Source organism: Hymenobacter sp. (assembly GCF_036387835.1).
Classification (GTDB): Bacteria; Bacteroidota; Bacteroidia; order Cytophagales; family Hymenobacteraceae; genus Hymenobacter.
In genome coordinates this window covers 1-16,565 of record NZ_DASVSY010000099.1, presented here as the reverse complement: position 1 = coordinate 16,565, position 16,565 = coordinate 1, and the positions used below count along the sequence as shown (strand labels likewise).

The window sequence follows — 16,565 nt, the reverse complement described above, 5'->3', positions numbered from 1 at the left end:
CTTAACTCCATTCGTATGTCCCTGTTGATCTTTTTGGGAATTGCACTTGCAACCGCCCTCCTTGCAATGAATACCTTCGACCAACTGAAAGCTTCGTTGAAGCCGGTGCCCGTTCGCGCCAACAATAACCGTAGCTAATTCCGGTCGATTCTCTTTTGCTCTCCGTGAGTTATCAACAAAAAGCCCCGCCTGTTTTCAGGCGGGGCTTTTTGTTGATAACTCACCTCGCGACGAGCATCAGCCTACTGGTAGCGGTAAACTAGCGGATAACCAGTTTGCGCATTTGACTGGCATTATCACCTTCGAGCCGTACGTAGTAGAGGCCGCTGGCAAATTTGCTTAGGTCGAGGGTTTTCGTGAATCGGTCGTTGAACTCGGTAATGGCTTCGCGGTAGATTACCGAGCCAATTACGTTTAGCACCCGCAGCTCAAGCTTGCGTCCTTCAAAGCCGTTGATGGCAATATGAACAATACCAGTACTTGGATTTGGGTATACCAGCAAATTTCGTTCTTCAGACTGTTTACCAGCGGGCCGGGTACCATCGAGAGTAGGCTTGGCGAAAGCAGAAGGCAAGCTGCTGCATAAAGGGCCAAAGACCAGCAGTAGCGTTAAAAGAAAGTAGCGTAAGAGTCTCATCATAAGGGGAATTGGAGCAGAAAGTCAGCGCGCTCAGATAGTAGCATAAAACGTTGTCTATCTGATTTGGTTTGCAAAGATACCCGATGAATCTTAATTAAGTATGTAAAATATAACACTTTCGCTACTAATCCTCGTTTCTCTACTAGAAATTCACTTCTTTACTGGACAAAAAAAGTTGGACGTTCTTATTATTGGGGGAGGGCTCGGGGGCCTGACGGCGGCGCTTGACCTAAGAGCCCGTGGCCACCAAGTGACGGTAGTAGAAAAAAAGCAGTATCCCTTTCACCGGGTGTGCGGCGAATACGTGTCTAATGAAGTGCTGCCGTACCTGCGCCGGCTCCAGGCCGACCCTGCGGCGCTGCATCCGGCCCGCATTACCCGCTTCCTGCTTTCCTCCCCGGCTGGCCGCACCTTATCGGCGCCGCTGGACTTAGGAGGTTTTGGCGTCAGCCGTTTCGCCCTCGACCATTATTTATTTCAACTGGCCGAAGCGCGGGGCGTCACGGTACTGCAGCGAGCCACCGTGGCGGCGGTAACCTACAACCCGGCCACCGATTCGCATACCACCACGCTGGCCGACGGCCGCACCCTGACCACGCGCACGGTACTTGGCGCGTATGGCAAACGCAGTTCCCTCGACCGGCAACGGTCTTTTTTTCAACAACGCTCGCCCTACCTCGGGGTGAAGCACCACCTGCGCCTCGATTACGCACCCGACTTGATTGCGCTACACAATTTCGCTGATGGCTACGCGGGTATTTCGGCAGTGGAAGATGGGCGCTATTGTTTCTGTTACCTGACCACCCGCCAAAACCTGAAGCAGCAAGGTACCATTGCGGCGCTGGAACAGAACGTGTTGGCGGCCAATCCTTTGTTGCGGGCCATTCTTACGGATGCCGAATTCCTGTATCCGCAACCCGAGGTCATCAACGAAATATCATTTGCCCCTAAAAGCAGTGTGGAAGACCACGTACTCTTGTGTGGGGATGCCGCCGGCCTGATTACGCCGCTTTGCGGCAACGGCATGGCCATGGCTCTGCACGGCGCACAGATTGCCAGTGCCCATATCCATGACTTTTTGCAAGGCCGCACTACGCGCGCCACGCTTGAGGCCCGCTACCGCCGCGACTGGCAGCAGCAGTTTGGGCAGCGGTTGCAGGTGGGGCGGCTGGTTCAGGGACTGTTTGGCAAACCCTTGCTCAGCGAAGCCGTGGTAGGGGGGCTGCGGCACTGGCCCGGTGGAGTTCGGACGCTGATGCGCCGCACCCACGGGCAGGAGTTCTGAGGTGGCTTGGCAATTTGCGGCGGCTCCTTTAACCTAATCTCAACACTAGGACAAGCCCTTGACATTTCTGTTACAGGGTAAGGATACTTAGCCCGGTGCCAGAGGCGTGCTGCTTAGGCAGGCTAATTACACTTTTCGGCCAGGATGCTGCACATAGTTCCTCAGTCCCTCGCGTAAGTATTTCCGTATACTGCACTTAATGACCAGCTACCTCAGTGCCATTGGCACGGCCAACCCACCGCACCGTCTACCCCAAGCTTCAATCGGCGAATTCATGGCGCGGGCCCTGCAATTCGACGAAACCGCCACCCGCAAGCTGCGGGCTTTGTACCGAGTTTCGGGCATCGGGCATCGGTACACGGCCCTGCCCGACTACGGACGCCAAAACGGCGACTTTACTTTCTTTCCTAATACCCCTGACTTAGAGCCTTTTCCCTCGGTAGGCGCGCGCATGCAAGCGTATCGGCGAGAAGCGCTGCCCCTGGCAACGGCGGCGGCGGAAAACTGCCTGCAAAACGCACCCGAAATTTCGGCGGCATCTCTCACGCACCTGATTTCGGTGAGTTGCACGGGCATGTACGCACCGGGCTTGGATATCGAGTTGGTGAACGGCTTGGGGCTGCGGCCGAATGTGCAGCGCACCTGCGTAAACTTCATGGGTTGCTACGCGGCCTTCAATGCCCTAAAGCTCGCCGATGCTATTTGCCGCGCCGATGTGGAGGCAAGGGTGCTGGTGGTGTGCACCGAGCTGTGTACCCTGCATTTTCAGAAGCACCACGAAGAAGACCATCTGGTTTCCAATGCCTTGTTTGGAGATGGCGCCGCGGCCGCGCTGGTGCTTGGCCGCCCCTCAGGCACGAGGCCCCACTTAGCGCTAGAAGCCTTCCACTGCGGCCTGGAGCCCGACGGCCACGCCGATATGGCTTGGCACGTCAACGACTTCGGCTTTGAAATGACGCTTTCCTCCTACGTGCCCAAGCTGATTCAACGCGGCATCCGGCAACTCACCGACGACTTGCTGCGTCAGTTGCCGGTCAAGCTCACCGACATCCGGCACTTTGCCATTCATCCGGGCGGGCGGCGTATTCTGGAAGCCATCGAGAACGAGCTAAACCTAAGCCGCGCCGACAATGCCTGCGCCTACCACGTATTGCGCGAATACGGCAACATGTCGTCGGCCACGGTGCTGTTTGTGCTGCACGAATTACTGAAAACGTTTACCACCGCTGATGCCGGGGCGCCTATCCTTAGCTTTGCCTTTGGGCCAGGCCTAACGCTGGAAGCGATGCTGCTACGGGTGACATTTGCCGGTTAACGATTATCATTTAACATTTATCAGTCAATTGGCCGCTTTTGCAGCCTGAAAAAGAGGGTTGCTAGGTGTTGCCGTTTCAGTTGGTTGCTACTTATTGGCTGTTGGTTGTTGAATGGCGCGGCGGCATAGCCGTGTGATTCTGCGAATTATCCAGTGCGTAATTCGTAGAATCCTCGCCTGCTGGACCATCTGTTAATTGTTAAATGGTAATTGCTAAATGTCATAATGCCAGTTGACTTCTCGCGCCGAGCTACCGAAGAAGAGTTGATGGACGACCACTCGCTGGCCACGGATGCGTTGCGCCAGAACCTGGACGAGTTGGAAACCATCAATACGTGGTTAGGTGGCTACGCCCCGGTGCTAAACGCGCTGGAGCGCCTGCGCCCACAGTTCCCGGCAAACCGGCCATTGCGCCTCGCCGACTTAGGTAGCGGCGGCGGCGATACGCTGCGGCACGTGGCTCGTTGGGCGCGCCGACACCAGATTCCAGTGGAGTTGATTGGCATTGATGCCAACGCCTTTATGCTGGAATACGCCGCGGCCAAGGCCCGCGAATATCCTGAAATCAGTTTTCAACAGTACGATATATTCTCCCCGGCCTTTCAACAGCAGCGCTTCGACGTTATTACCTGCAGCCTGTTCTGCCACCACTTCCCCGATGAAGCCCTGGCGCAGCTATTGGCGCAGTGCCACACGCAGGCCACTACCGCTGTTATCATCAACGACTTACACCGCCATGCGCTGGCTTATTACAGCATCAAATGGATAACGCGCTTGTTTCGTGGCTCCTACCTGGTGCAAAATGACGCTCCGCTGTCTGTAGCCCGCTCCTTCAGCAGGGCTGACTGGCAGCGGCTGTTGCAGCAGGCAGGCATCAGCCGCTACACGTTGCGCTGGCGCTGGGCGTTTCGGTGGCAAGTGGTGATATGGTGAAGTTGTGAGCTTGTGAAGTTGTGGTGCCACTATCGTTGCTGATGCCTGTTCAATGTTGAGCAAGATAAATTGTCCAACGATAACGGTACCACGAACCCCTTTGGGCAATTCATAGCCCCACAATTTCACAACTTCACCATATCACCACAGATCCGCTGCTACACGGAAGGTGTTGGCGTGGGCTTCGATGATGTCGGCAATGCGGGGGGAGTAGCCGCCGCCCATGCACACGACCACCGGTAGCGCGTGACGATGGCAGAGGGCAAGCACGAACTGGTCGCGCTGGCGGCAGCCTTCGCGAGTTAGGGCCAGGTGGCCGAGCTTGTCGGTGGCCAGGACATCGACGCCACTGAGGTAGAACACAAAATCGGGCTGTACTTCGTCGAGGAGGCGCGGCAGGGTGTTATGAAGTAAGGCGAGGTAAGCGGCATCGTCGGTGCCGTCGGGCAGGGGCAAGTCGAGGTCGGAGTGCTCTTTGCGGTGCGGGTAGTTGCGGGCCCCGTGCATCGAGAAGGTAAACACCCGCGGCTCGTGCTGGAAAATGGCGGCCGTACCGTTGCCCTGGTGCACATCAAGGTCAACGATAAGAATCTTACTAATGCCTAGTTCTGGGCTGGCCAGCAGGTAATCGGCGGCGGCGGCTTGGTCGTTGAGCAGGCAAAATCCTTCGCCCCGGTCGCGGAATGCGTGATGGGTACCGCCTGCAATGTTGAGCGCAATGCCGCTGCGCAGAGCCCGGCGGGCACATTCGAGGGTACCACCCAAGATGGTTACTTCGCGCTCAAACAACTGCGGGCTCCACGGGAAGCCGGTGGCTCGTTCTTCCTGGCGGGTAAGGTTGCCGGTGCGCAGCCGTTGGTAGTAGTCTTGGTCGTGGGTGCGCAGGATGTCGGCGGGTGCTGGTGCCGCAGGAGGAAAAAAGGCACTTTCTGGCACGGTGCCTTCCCGCACAAGCTGCTCGGGCAGCAACTCGTACTTCAGCATGGGAAAGCGGTGGTTGGCGGGCAACGGATGAGCGTAAAGTGGTGCCCAAGCAACAGAAAGCATTCGATAGAGAAGCGAGATAGAAGAACTTAGAGCTTAAAAGAAGCCTTGATATTTCCACTTAATATGAGCAGCGCCTAGTTCGTCTCTTTGTTCTGAGTTCCAAACTTTCCGTTCTACTCCAACCCCTTAAAACGATAATAACCGTCTTTCCAGACGGTTATTTCGGATTCGGGGCGATTTGCGTGGGGCGTACTGGGCTCGAACCAGTGACCCCTACCTTGTCGAGGTAGTGCTCTAAACCAACTGAGCTAACACCCCGCAAATCGGCTGGCGGCGGCCGTAAAGAGCCAAAGATAGTAACTGTTCTTAAAGATGCTAGCTCCTTGGTGAAACTTTTATGCTACGAATGTAAGGGCCACGCAACTTTACCCAGCGCCCCAAGTATAGGGGCTTAGTTGGGTCTACGCTCTTCCACCTCAACGCGCGACCCTTCTGCTTTCTCTCTTAACCTATACCACCCATGAAAAAACTATTTCTCTTACTGGCTATTTGCAGTTGCAGCTTTGCCGCAACGGCGCAGCAAAGCGTTGACGGCGTGCGGTCTTCCACCGATTACGCTCCTTCTACCAGCGACTCACGCAACAACGGCTTCGGTATCAAGGGCGGCTTCAATCTGGTTGACTTGCACGGCAGTGACACCGAGAAGTACACCGACTTGTCGAACTTAAAGACCTTCCATGCTGGCGTGTATGCCCAGTTCGGCATCAACGACAAAATTTCTATTCAGCCTGAGCTGCTGCTCAGCCGCAAGGGCTTTGATGATAAGGAAGGTCCAGTGATGGTTATTGGCCCTGGCCCAACTCCGCCGGTTAGTTCAACCCGCCGCGAAACCCGCCTCGACTACATTCAAGTACCGGTGCTGTTCGTCTACAACTTCCTCGACAATGTGAGCGTGCATATTGGACCACAGGCCTCATTGCTAGTGCGCGTGAAGGACGCTGGAGAAGAGAAAAGCATTGCTAGCGGCGGATTCCACAGCTTGGACTACGGCGTAGTAGGTGGCCTTGAGGCCCGCGTAGGTCCTGCCCGTGTAGGTGCCCGCTATGATCTGGGCCTAGCCGATATCTACAAAGATTCTAGTAGTGCCAGTCAATCGATATACAAGGACGTAAAGAACGGGGTCTTCCAATTATATGTGGGCATAGGCTTCACCAACTGATATTCTCTAGTACCGCAACAACAAACAAAAGGGAAGCCGCGCCGGCTTCCCTTTTGTTTGTTGTTGGCCTATTGTACGTTGCCACCTTATGACACTTCTCCTCGATTTATTGCCTGCCATCAACCACAGTCGCGAACTGCTGGCCGAGCGCGGCATGGCGGTGCTCGGCGCTTGGGCCCTGCTGAACTTGTTGGTGAGCGGCTACAACATAAACCAGTCGGGAGTGCGCACAGAGGCCACGTACTTTCACCAAATGAACCTGGGCTGGAACTTCGTGAATGTACTGCTAGCCGTGTGGGGCATGTTGCAGGCGCATCCCAACCAAGTAGCGGGCCTCACCTTGCCCGACAGCCTCATGGCGCAGTTCAACTTCGAGAAAATTCTGCTCTTCAATGCGGGCCTTGACGTGGCGTACCTGTGCATTGGGAGTTGGCTTCGTGCTCGCGCAGCTACGGCCCCCAAGCTTCCAGAACGATTATTAGGTTTTGGCCGCTCGCTCTGGCTACAAGGCGCGTTTCTGCTGCTGTTTGACTTAAGTTTCTACCTCGTCTATCACCAGCAAGCCGCTAAGCTATTGGCACTGCTGAGTTAAAGATAGGGCACGCTGTAGCGCGGAAATCCGTTCCGCGACGAGCGGAGCGAGTATCCTACGCGTATGAGCCGCTCGGTGCAGCACCGGATACTCGCGTTGCTCGGCGCGGAACGGATTTCCGCGCTACAGCGCCTATATAGCCAGCTAGCCTACTAGCTGCGTGGGGCGTGGGTGCCCTCCAGTATTTCCTCTACTATTTTCTTGTTGAAGGCGGGAATATCGTCGGGGTTGCGGCTGGTGATGAGGCCTTTATCGACCACTACTTCGGAATCTTCCCATTGGGCACCGGCATTTTTAAGGTCGGTTTTGATGCTCGGGAAACTGGTCATTTTCTTGCCGTGCACCAGGCCGGTTTCAATGAGGGTCCAGGGGCCGTGACAGATGGCGGCCACCACTTTGCCGGAGCGCATAAACTCGCTCACAAAATCGACCACGCTTTGCTCGACGCGCAGCTTGTCGGGGTTGATTTGGCCACCGGGTAGCACCAGGGCGTCGTAGTCGGCTACGCGGGCGTCCCCGATCAGCTTATCGACGTCCACTTTGTCGCCCCAATCGGTTTTGTCCCAACCCTTGATGGAGCCGCTTTTCAAGGAAATAACGTCTACCTCGGCCCCTTCGCCTTCCAGGTAACTTTTTGGCTCGGTAAGCTCTACCTGCTCGAAGCCGTCGGTGGCTACGATGGCTATTTTTTTGCCTTTCAGTTTGTCGCTGCTGAAGATACTCATGCTATATACTTGTTAGAAAAAACAGGGCGGCGGGGTATCCGCGCCTATTTTTCTTACGCCTGGCTTCCGCGAGGGGTTTGGTCTCTATTAGTTTCTGCCCGAGTTATGCACCAAGTGGCAGGCCGCTATTCCTGGCGGAACTGCTTGAGTTGTTTGCGCACCCGCTTCACCCGATCATCGAAGCCGTCGGGGTCGTATTCTATGTCGGGTACGTCCAGCTCTTCCAGCATGTCCATCAGGGCATCGGGGTGTTCGGTGCGGGTACCGGCCTTCACCGCTACAAAAGCCATTTCCGACCACAGCAACGCTTTCAGGCGTTGGCCGTCTTCGCTGAGCATCTGCATTTCCACTACCAGGTTGGAGTTGTCAAAATGAATAAGCTGGCTGCGGACCAGCACCGTTTCGTTGTGGTTGGCCGGGCGCAGGTAGCTGATGTGGTGCTTGGTAATAACCCAGCTGCTGCCTAGCTCCCGGGTAAGCGCTCCTAGGTTGAGGGCGTAGTGCTCGGTGGTGTGGTCTTCGCGCGCGTTGAGGAAATAGTCGAGGTAACGGGCGTTGTTGAGGTGACCCATCATGTCGCAGTCCTGAAAATGAACACGATACGTAGATTCGGGCGTGCGGAGTAAAGCCATAAGAGGGAGAGCAGCTAACAAAAGATGAATTCAGGCAACAGCATACTCGGGAGCTGCTCACTTTGTTTTGTGAGGCAAGATGAACCAGCTCTTTCAACCCAGTCCTCAACCGTGTAGAAACTCAACTATTATTTAACTGGAACCCAAGGTGCAACTTAGCATCCAATGCAACAGCCCGTACCTGACTCAGCCAATAATTAGGAAGTTACTGTACCCACTACTTGCCTGCTTATCCGCGCCGAAGCGCGCTATCTTACAGCCACGCTCCTGTTGACGCACAACTGCTAAAAGCAGCTTATAGTAATCATCTGAACGATGTAGAGACGCGACACTTAGCTGCGCCGACCTTCGGTTCGCGTTTCGGCGTTGAACGACCCACATAGAGCATAGCGGGCTAAACAACATCAGCAACGACGAGACGCGAACCAAAGGTCGGCGCAGCTAAGTGTCGCGTCTCTACATCGTTCACGAAACGGCTGTAAGACGCGTTATACTTTTCAAATTAGCTTGTGTAGCCGCGTAATGCGCCACGAGACAGCAACAGTCAGAAAATCAAGAGGTTAACAGCTAAGCTTACTGGCCGGATTTTCGGTTTTGCATTTCAGCTTGCATCTGGCGCTGCTTGGTTTTGAGCTGCTGGTATTGCGTGGGCGTGAGCACCTGCTGCATTTGCTGGTTGGAAGCCGCATTGATGCGTTTCAGCTCTGCCATCAGGGCCGGCCGGTTGGTGGCGTATTGCTTTTGAGCGGTGTTGGCTTGCTGGGCGGTGCTAGTCAAAATGGCCCGAACCTTCTGCTGCTGGTCGGGGCGCAGCTTCAGCTCGTCGGTCATGACGTCGGTCAGGTCGCGGGCGGCGGTGGGGGCTACGGTGGGAGTTGGAGCCGGGGCTACGCTTACGGACTTAGCTTCGGGAATATTTTTGTTGCGACGGGCACAGCCGCTGGCTAGGCTAACCAGCAGGCAGAGGGCGAGAAGAGGGCGGGAAAAGGACATAAAGAAGAAAAAGTAGGGGTATGTGGACCCCATACGCGAAAATCGCATTAGTCGTCTATTCCGAATGACCTATATCTTCTACCTCGGCATTCAAGATGCCGTAGCCGCAAGGGATGCATTAGCTGCGGACGTGGCCGCTATTCCCACTACGCTGCTGGTTTTCAGGTGCTGGGCCGTGTAGTGCGCCAAGGCCATCGTCGTGAGCATGGGGTTTACCCCACTGCAAGCCGGGAAGGCCGAGGCATCGGCCACGAACAGGTTTTTCACTTCGTAGGTTTCGCCAGCGGGGCTAACGGGGTGGGTGAACGAGTCGCCGCCCATACGGCAGCTACTCATCTGGTGGGCACTGTAGAGGCCGTACTGGTTGGATTTCCAGCTAAGGTGCGGGAGCCGATCCAGCACCTCGGGGTTCTGGATCTGGCCCTGCTGTGCGTGCAGGGTGGGCAAGGTGCCGTGCGGCAGAAAAATGGTGTGCGCCCCGGCAGCCGCGTGTATTTCGGCGGCGCCCCGCACGCCGGTCAGCATGTGGTGGCGGTCGTACTCGCTGAGGGTATAATCAACCAGCACATGCCCGTGCTTGTCGATGTTGACGCGGCCCCCGTCCCGGTCCCGGGTCAGAACGATGAACGAGCCCATGTGGGCGACCTGCTGCATCATTTGCTTGTGTTGTGCGCCCGACAGCCAGGGCAGCACCATGCTCATCAGGCCGGCGTGGGCCGGTGGGGTTTCTAGCTTGGCGCCGTAGTTGGTGCCACTGAGCTTGGTGAAGCTGTCGTTTACTACCGACATGCTCGGCCCGAACCAGGAGTGCATCGCCTGCTCGTACAGCGCCGATACCACCACCGTAGGGTGCAGATTGAGGTGCCGGCCCAGGTGTGGGTGCTTCAAACCACTGCGCAACAGCAAGGCCGGCGTCTGAATGGCCCCGCCTGCTACCACCACCCGCCGGGCCCGCACTGTTACGCGCACTTGCTGGCCGGCGGCTGTCGTATACACAGCCATGGCTCCCGTAGCCCGGCCATTGGCAATGGTTACGCGCTCCACGCGGGTATCGGCCAGCAGCCGGGCACCGTGCTCGAAGGCCCGTAGCAAGTAGGTGTTCAGCGTACCCTGCTTGATGCCGTAGGCGTCGCCCATGGTGCTGTAGCCAAGGCCCCGAAAGTGCGCTTCTGAATTGTTGAGTCCCTTTTCGTTGCGCGGAATTAGTTTTACGTGCTGCCCGAGCTTGGTCGAGCCGTCCCAAAGGGCTTGGTTTTGGCCGTTGTGACGCGGGTAATCGGTATTTACGCTTAGGGCCTGGCTCACGGCGTCTACGCTGCTCTGGAAATCGGGCGACGTGAAATGCGGCACCAAATGCTCGTGTGCCCACTCCTGCAGCACGTAGTCGGGGGTGCGAAAGGCGCCGGCCCAGTTGATGGTGGTGCCGCCGCCGAGGCAGGAACCCGCCAGCAGGCTGATGCTGCCGTCCTGGGTGCTGAGCGCGCCTTTGCCGTCGTAGAGCTTGCCGAGCATATCCACTTCGCGCTGGGTGAAGTCGCAGCCGTGGCAGTAGGGACCTTTTTCCAGCACCAGCACGTCGTGGCCGGCGGCAGCCAGCTCGCCGGCTACTACGCCGCCGCCCGCGCCGCTGCCAATCACCAGCACCTCGCAGTCGTAGGTGACGTCCTGGGTGGGTTGTAGGGTCCGGATGGGTTTGGGCGTGTCGACCACGTTGTCAGCTGGTAGCGGCCCCTCGTACCCGATGCTTTCCCACACCGGGTTACCGGCTTCGGCTGAGGAGCTGCCATAGTACAGAAACACGAACAGCTTGCGCAGGGCGTGAAAGCCTTTGCGGAGCTGCGGCAGGTTGCTCTGCGACCAGCTTTGCAGCATTTTCTCGCGCTGGGCAGGCTGTAAGTGGCTGAACGGCCGCAACGGTCCAAACCAAGTCAGGCCCAGCGCGACGGTATCGAGTAAGTCTAGCAGTTTCAGAAACTCAGCCCGCGCTGCCACGGGCTGCTCGTCCAGCACCTCTCCTATCTTATTGAGATCCACGCCTTCGGAACCGCGGCGCTGCCAGTAGGCGGCCTGTTCAGGGGGGCCTTCCATGGGCGGAACAAAAGTGTCGGCAAGGGCGCGGAGCGTGACGCGCTGGGCTTCGGTGAAGATCATACTACTCGAAAAGGCAAGGCGGGGAATTTGCTGGCTTTGGGAAGCGGAAGGGGTCTGAAAATATAAGACCTTTTCAGTGAAAATACTCGGCTTGCATACGAAATGGCGAGATTGTGAAGTTGCGAAGTTGTGAGTTGACTGTTCCAACTGCGCAAGACTAGCAAGCAGCACATCAAACTCACCACTCACCATTTCACAATCTCACCTACAGCCAGCGCAGCAGCCAGCCAACCATGCGCTGCACCTTGGGGGTGTAGGGTGGGTAGAAGTTCTTGATGCCCGTGAAGCCGGTACGCTGCTTAAGCACCGATTTCTCGTTGGAGAAAGCCAGGAACCCCGCGTAGCCATGGGCGCGGCCGATGCCGCTGTTGCCGGCGCCACCGAAAGGTAGTTCGGGGTGGGCCAGTTGCAGGATGGTTTCGTTGACGGCCGCGCCGCCGGCCGGGATGTTGCGCAGCAGATAACGCTGGTTTTCTTTGCTTTGAGTGAAGACGTAGAGCGCCAGCGGCCGGGGCCGCGAGTTCACTTCGTCGGTGGCTTCCATGAGAGTGCGGAAGGTGCGAATGGGCAGCAGCGGCCCGAAGATTTCTTCCTGCATCACGCGGCTGTTGGCGGCCGGGTTCAGGAGGACGGTGGGCTCGATGAAGCGTTGCCGGGCATCGACGTGGCCACCCATGGCCACGGTGGCGCCGTGCTGCTGCGCGTCTTCCAGCAGGCCCGCCACCCGCTCGAAGTGGTGCTGATTGACAATGCGCGCAAACGACTCGGAAGTGGCTACGCCTTGCCCGTCAGGATTATAGAAGCGCTGCACCACAGCTCGCATTTCCGCCAGCAGTGGCTCCTGCACCGACTCGTGCACCAGCACGTAATCGGGGGCTACGCAGGTCTGGCCGGCGTTGATGCCTTTGCCCCACACAATTTTCTCGGCGGCGTCGCGCAGGTCGGCGGTTTCGTCGACGATGGCGGGGCTTTTGCCACCTAGCTCCAGCGTGACGCTGGTGAGGTGCTCGGCGGCGGCGCGCATTACTATTTTGCCTACCTGCGGGCTGCCCGTGAAGAAGATATGGTCGAAGGGCAGCTTGAGCAGGGCGGTGGCTACTTCTTTGTCGCCTTCCACCACGGCTACTTCCGCCGGATCGAAAATTTCGCGGGCCATACGGCCAAGCAGGGCCGCCACGGCGGGCGTCATTTCGGAAGGTTTGATGATAGCGCAATTGCCGGCCGCCAATGCCGATATTAGCGGGTCGATGGCCAGGTAGAAAGGGTAATTCCAGGGCGCAATGATGAGACAGACACCTTTGGGCTCGGCCTGCTTCCAGCCCCGCGCGCCCATTAGCGCCAGGGGGGTATCAACGGGCTGCACTGCAGTCCACTGCTTGAGGTGCTTGAGAGTGTGCTTCAGCTCGGTTTGCGAGGGCCAGAATTCAGTAACGTCGGTTTCGGTGGGGGGCTTGCGAAAATCGGCGTACAGCGCTTCCTGGATGGCGGTTCGGTTTTGGTCTAGCCACTGGCCTAGCTTGCGCAGGCGCGCCGCCCGCGGACCGGCATCTTCGCGGCGCAGGGCTTCTGAGCGGGCCTTTTGCCGCTGAAAGAGCTGCAGCAGCTCAGAGGTTTCAAGTGAAGACAACACAGGAGAGACAAGGGGTTCCATGGGCAAGGGCTGAAGGCGGGAAGCACTACGTAAGGTTGGCAGCTTTCCTGGAATTGCCAACTGTTGTGTATCGTTCAAAGTTTTACTGCTTCCCAAAGGCTTCGGGCCGGTGCCTCTGCTCTTTCTTACTGCGCAAGTAGTTGGCTGTTGCAGCTAGGTGCTAAGCTGCCCAAATAATTTAAGCTACTGGCTGTAAAGCCACTCTGAAGGCAAAGACACTATTTGCAGCGGCAGTACGTTAAGCTAGCTTGTCTTTTACTTTTTGAATGCCCGTTTTGCCTTTACGTTTTCCGTTTCCTTTGCGCCGGCTAAGTCTGGCAACCCTCTTCTTAGCTTGTTCTTTGCTATTGCTGGCTGGCGCCCCGCCTACCCCGAAGCAGCCCACGCTGCACCTGCGGGTACACGCTATAGCCCCGGATGTGTATGTGCACACCTCCTATCATTACTACCCCGGCAACCCGGTACCGGTGCCATCCAATGGCCTTATCATCAAAACTAAAACGGGTGCCCTGGTAGTTGACACCGCCTGGGACCCCGACCAAACCATGGAGCTGCTGCGCTGGGTGGCCGATACCTTGCACCAGCGCGTGCGGCTGGTGGTTATCACCCACGCTCACGAAGACCGGCTGGGCGGGCTGCCCGTGCTGCAAGCCAACAATATCAAGGTGTATTGCACGCCTCCTACCGCCGAGCATGCGGCTACTTTGCCGTTTGGCGTGCCTACCCCGGCCATCAAGCCTTACACCGTCGTCCGGGCGGGCCGTACCCGGCTCGAGCTGTTCTACCCCGGCCCCGGCCACTCCCCCGACAACATGGTGGCTTGGCTTCCTAATCAGCAGGTGCTTTTCGGCGGCTGCCTGGTAAAAGGTGCCGATGCTACCACGCTCGGCAATATCGATGATGCCAACCTGAAACAATGGCCGGTAGCGGTGCGCAAAGTGGCCGCCCGTTATCCGAAAGTTGCCTTGGTTGTACCCGGCCATGGGCAATGGGGCAATGCCAGCCTGCTTGACCATACCCTGGAACTGCTCCACTCGCCTAGCAGCAAGCCGCAGACGGCGCTAAGCGGCCAGCCGTAGAGGGTGTCAACCGCTCAATAAAGCCACAGCCGTTTACCGGTGAATATAAAAGACTGTAGCGCGAAGCCTGCGCTTCGCGTGTCGTGGAACGAGGCCGTTGCTACATCAGCAGTGCCCGTCGTTCTACGACACGTGAAGCGCAGGCTTCGCGCTATTGTCTCTGTTGATCTGAAAAGCTAGTTTTTCACTTTCCGCTCGCCGTCGTCGGCGTCGCGCTTTACTTTGGTGCCGTTGGGGTACTCCACTTTCGTGTCGCCATCCTTGTCGATTTTCACGGTTTTGCCGTTGGCGTACTTGATTTTGGTTGAGCCGTTGGCTTTCCGGTCGTACTTCTCGATGGCGGGACCCCGGCGGCGAGGTGGAGCGGCAACTGCCGTGGCGGTAGGCGCCGGTGCGTCGGTGTAGGGCGTGCCGTCGTAGTAGGTGGCGCGGTTGGTGGTGTAGGTGTCGTACTGATCGGGGATGATGGTGCGCACCTGCTGGTCGGTTTCATCGTTGATGGTGCGCAGGGCGGCGTAGCGGCCGGTAGTGTCGGTGGTGTAGCGGGTGGTGGCCTCGTTGAGGCGACGGCCCCGGGTGTAGTAGGTTCGCTGGATGCGCGTTACCACCACCGTATCGTTGAGTTTGAGGTCGCCGGCCACGCGGGCAGCAAGGGCATCAGCGTCGGAGCGGTAGGCGGCCGTGTCGGCGTTGCTGGCCACTACGGCCGTATCGGCCGAGGGCGTGGTTGCTGCATCAACAGCGGCGGGTTTGTCTTGGGTGCAGGAAGTAGCCGTGAGGGTGGCAGCGGCCAAGAGGAAGAGCAAGGTCTTGTGCATAAGTGAAAGCATCGAGGAAAAGTACATATAGCAACATGCCTATACAGGCGGCTGTTACGGCTCAGCTTGTGGTGGGGTTGTGCAGGGTGTGTAGTTAGGTACCCTCTCCCTTGGGAAACCTGTGGTACGGCGGCCACTCAAGGGGCGCTTCTGCTCGACCTAATACTGGCCCTGGTTGCTTAAACGTATAAGCTGAGCCATACGTATTTGCCACAAACTTACTGAGTATGAATACTTAAAATCAAACAGAAGCCAGCTTGGCTTTCAACCTCCCGCTGGTGGCCTTGCGTAGGGAAAACGCTTTTGCGCCCTTTTGCCACTGCTGCTATGAAACGCTTTTTACTTCCGTTGTTGGTTGCCCTCACCAGCTTACCCCTGCTCACCAGCTGCCACAACGACGACGACGAACAGCCCGATACTCCTACCGTTCCGGGCGCAACGCTAACCCAAACGGCTACTTCGCAAGTGCAGTGGACCGGCGTAGCCGTGCTGCGCGACGGCCGCATCTTTGCCAACTTCCCCCGCATGGAAACCGACACAGTGCCGTATTCGGTGGCTGAAATTCGGGGGCAGCAGGCCATTCCGTTCCCCGATACCACCTGGAACAACTGGAAACCGTCGTTGCCGGCCCAAAACCGCTTTGTGTGCGTGCAGAGCGTGTACACCGATGCCAATAACTTTCTGTGGGTGCTCGACGCGGCTTCGCCCCAAATGCGGGGTGTGGTGCGCGGTGGGGCCAAGCTGCTCAAGTTCGACAGCAACACCCGCCAGCTGGTGCAGCGCATCGATTTCGATGAAACGGTGGCTTACCCCACCAGCTACCTCAACGACGTCCGCGTGGATACGGAACGCAACGTGGCCTACCTCACCGACTCCAACCAGGGCGCCATCATCGTAGTGAACCTAACCACGGGCCGCAGCCGGCGCCTGTTGGGCAATCATCCGTCCACTAAGTCGGAGAACCTGATTCTGACGGTGGAAGGCCGGGTGTGGCGCAACCGTAGCGGCAAGCTTCCGTCCCTCGACTCCGATGGCATTGCGCTTTCGCCGGACCGCGAGTATCTCTACTACCACGCCCTCACGGCCCGGACGCTCTACCGCATCCGGACGCAGTACTTGCTCGATGAAGCGTTATCGGCTTCGCAGCTAGGCCAGCGCGTCGAGCTGGTAGGGGACACCGGCCCCGTCGACGGCATGATTTTCGACCCCGCTGGCAATCTGTATCTTACCAATCTAGAGCTGAACGCCGTGACCCGCATCACGCCGGAAGGGCAGTTTCAGATTGTAGCCCGGGACCAGCAACTGAAGTGGCCCGACAGCTTCTCTATCGGCCCCGACGGTGGGCTCTACGTTACCACCTCGCAGCTGCACATTCCCCGCTCGCAGCGCACCGAGCCTTACCAGATCTTCAAGATCACGATGCCGCAGTAGGTGCTACTCAGGCGGCGTGAAATGTAGCGCGGAAATCCTGTGGCTTCCGTTCCGCGACGAGCAGCGCGAGTATCCGGAACCGCGCCATTCGCGTAGGAACTCGCGCTGCTCGTC

Annotated in this window: 16 protein-coding genes and 1 tRNA gene; 8 read left to right on the top strand and 9 right to left on the bottom strand. The window is 57.7% G+C overall.

Annotated elements, in window-relative coordinates; genetic code table 11:
- Positions 1-15 precede the first annotated feature (15 nt).
- A complete protein-coding gene (locus tag VF639_RS18845) occupies positions 16-138 on the top strand; it encodes a hypothetical protein (RefSeq protein WP_331147487.1) in 123 nt (40 codons plus the stop codon).
- Positions 139-259: 121 nt separating this feature from the next.
- Here VF639_RS18845 and VF639_RS18840 read toward each other — a convergent pair whose 3' ends face one another.
- Positions 260-640 (bottom strand): T9SS type A sorting domain-containing protein, encoded by a 381-nt coding sequence (locus tag VF639_RS18840; RefSeq protein ID WP_331147486.1) that lies wholly within the window; start codon positions 638-640, stop codon positions 260-262.
- 175 nt (positions 641-815) lie between these two features.
- Here VF639_RS18840 and VF639_RS18835 point away from each other — a divergent pair, with 175 nt between their 5' ends.
- From VF639_RS18835 to VF639_RS18825, 3 genes are all read left to right on the top strand, one after another.
- A complete protein-coding gene (locus VF639_RS18835) occupies positions 816-1,925 on the top strand; it encodes an NAD(P)/FAD-dependent oxidoreductase (RefSeq protein WP_331147485.1) in 1,110 nt (369 codons plus the stop codon).
- A 199-nt stretch (positions 1,926-2,124) separates the two neighbouring features.
- A complete protein-coding gene (locus tag VF639_RS18830) occupies positions 2,125-3,240 on the top strand; it encodes a type III polyketide synthase (protein WP_331147484.1) in 1,116 nt (371 codons plus the stop codon).
- A 225-nt stretch (positions 3,241-3,465) separates the two neighbouring features.
- Positions 3,466-4,173, top strand: coding sequence for a methyltransferase domain-containing protein (locus VF639_RS18825; protein WP_331147483.1), 708 nt, complete (start codon positions 3,466-3,468; stop codon positions 4,171-4,173).
- Positions 4,174-4,314: 141 nt separating this feature from the next.
- Here the strand turns inward: VF639_RS18825 and VF639_RS18820 are convergent, their stop codons facing one another.
- Both VF639_RS18820 and VF639_RS18815 read right to left on the bottom strand, forming a co-directional pair.
- On the bottom strand, positions 4,315-5,220 hold the full coding sequence (locus tag VF639_RS18820; protein ID WP_331147482.1) for a histone deacetylase family protein: 906 nt from the start codon (positions 5,218-5,220) through the stop codon (positions 4,315-4,317).
- A gap of 183 nt (positions 5,221-5,403) precedes the next feature.
- Positions 5,404-5,478 (bottom strand) — tRNA-Val (locus VF639_RS18815).
- A gap of 202 nt (positions 5,479-5,680) precedes the next feature.
- Here VF639_RS18815 and VF639_RS18810 point away from each other — a divergent pair.
- Both VF639_RS18810 and VF639_RS18805 read left to right on the top strand, forming a co-directional pair.
- Positions 5,681-6,379 (top strand): porin family protein, encoded by a 699-nt coding sequence (locus tag VF639_RS18810; RefSeq protein ID WP_331147481.1) that lies wholly within the window; start codon positions 5,681-5,683, stop codon positions 6,377-6,379.
- Positions 6,380-6,467: 88 nt separating this feature from the next.
- On the top strand, positions 6,468-6,971 hold the full coding sequence (locus VF639_RS18805; protein WP_331147480.1) for a DUF6992 family protein: 504 nt from the start codon (positions 6,468-6,470) through the stop codon (positions 6,969-6,971).
- A gap of 152 nt (positions 6,972-7,123) precedes the next feature.
- Here the strand turns inward: VF639_RS18805 and VF639_RS18800 are convergent, their stop codons facing one another.
- The 5 genes from VF639_RS18800 to VF639_RS18780 form a co-directional block, all read right to left on the bottom strand.
- Positions 7,124-7,696 (bottom strand): type 1 glutamine amidotransferase domain-containing protein, encoded by a 573-nt coding sequence (locus VF639_RS18800; protein ID WP_331147479.1) that lies wholly within the window; start codon positions 7,694-7,696, stop codon positions 7,124-7,126.
- A 125-nt stretch (positions 7,697-7,821) separates the two neighbouring features.
- Positions 7,822-8,328, bottom strand: a complete 507-nt coding sequence (locus VF639_RS18795; RefSeq protein WP_331147478.1) for an acyl-CoA thioesterase — start codon at positions 8,326-8,328, stop codon at positions 7,822-7,824.
- Between the two features lie 573 nt (positions 8,329-8,901).
- Positions 8,902-9,321: a hypothetical protein gene (locus VF639_RS18790; RefSeq protein ID WP_331147477.1), complete on the bottom strand. Its 420-nt coding sequence runs from the start codon at positions 9,319-9,321 to the stop codon at positions 8,902-8,904.
- 90 nt (positions 9,322-9,411) lie between these two features.
- Positions 9,412-11,472: a GMC family oxidoreductase N-terminal domain-containing protein gene (locus VF639_RS18785; protein ID WP_331147476.1), complete on the bottom strand. Its 2,061-nt coding sequence runs from the start codon at positions 11,470-11,472 to the stop codon at positions 9,412-9,414.
- Between the two features lie 205 nt (positions 11,473-11,677).
- Positions 11,678-13,123, bottom strand: coding sequence for an aldehyde dehydrogenase family protein (locus tag VF639_RS18780; protein WP_331147475.1), 1,446 nt, complete (start codon positions 13,121-13,123; stop codon positions 11,678-11,680).
- Between the two features lie 341 nt (positions 13,124-13,464).
- Between VF639_RS18780 and bla the strand changes: the two genes are divergently transcribed.
- Complete coding sequence (gene bla / locus VF639_RS18775; RefSeq protein WP_331147474.1) at positions 13,465-14,202, top strand: subclass B1 metallo-beta-lactamase; 738 nt, start codon at positions 13,465-13,467, stop codon at positions 14,200-14,202.
- Between the two features lie 176 nt (positions 14,203-14,378).
- On the opposite strand, the gene VF639_RS18770 is transcribed toward bla, so the two are convergent.
- On the bottom strand, positions 14,379-15,020 hold the full coding sequence (locus VF639_RS18770) for a T-complex 10 C-terminal domain-containing protein (RefSeq protein ID WP_331147473.1): 642 nt from the start codon (positions 15,018-15,020) through the stop codon (positions 14,379-14,381).
- Between the two features lie 327 nt (positions 15,021-15,347).
- Between VF639_RS18770 and VF639_RS18765 the strand changes: the two genes are divergently transcribed.
- Positions 15,348-16,451: an L-dopachrome tautomerase-related protein gene (locus tag VF639_RS18765; RefSeq protein ID WP_331147472.1), complete on the top strand. Its 1,104-nt coding sequence runs from the start codon at positions 15,348-15,350 to the stop codon at positions 16,449-16,451.
- Positions 16,452-16,565: the final 114 nt, after the last annotated feature.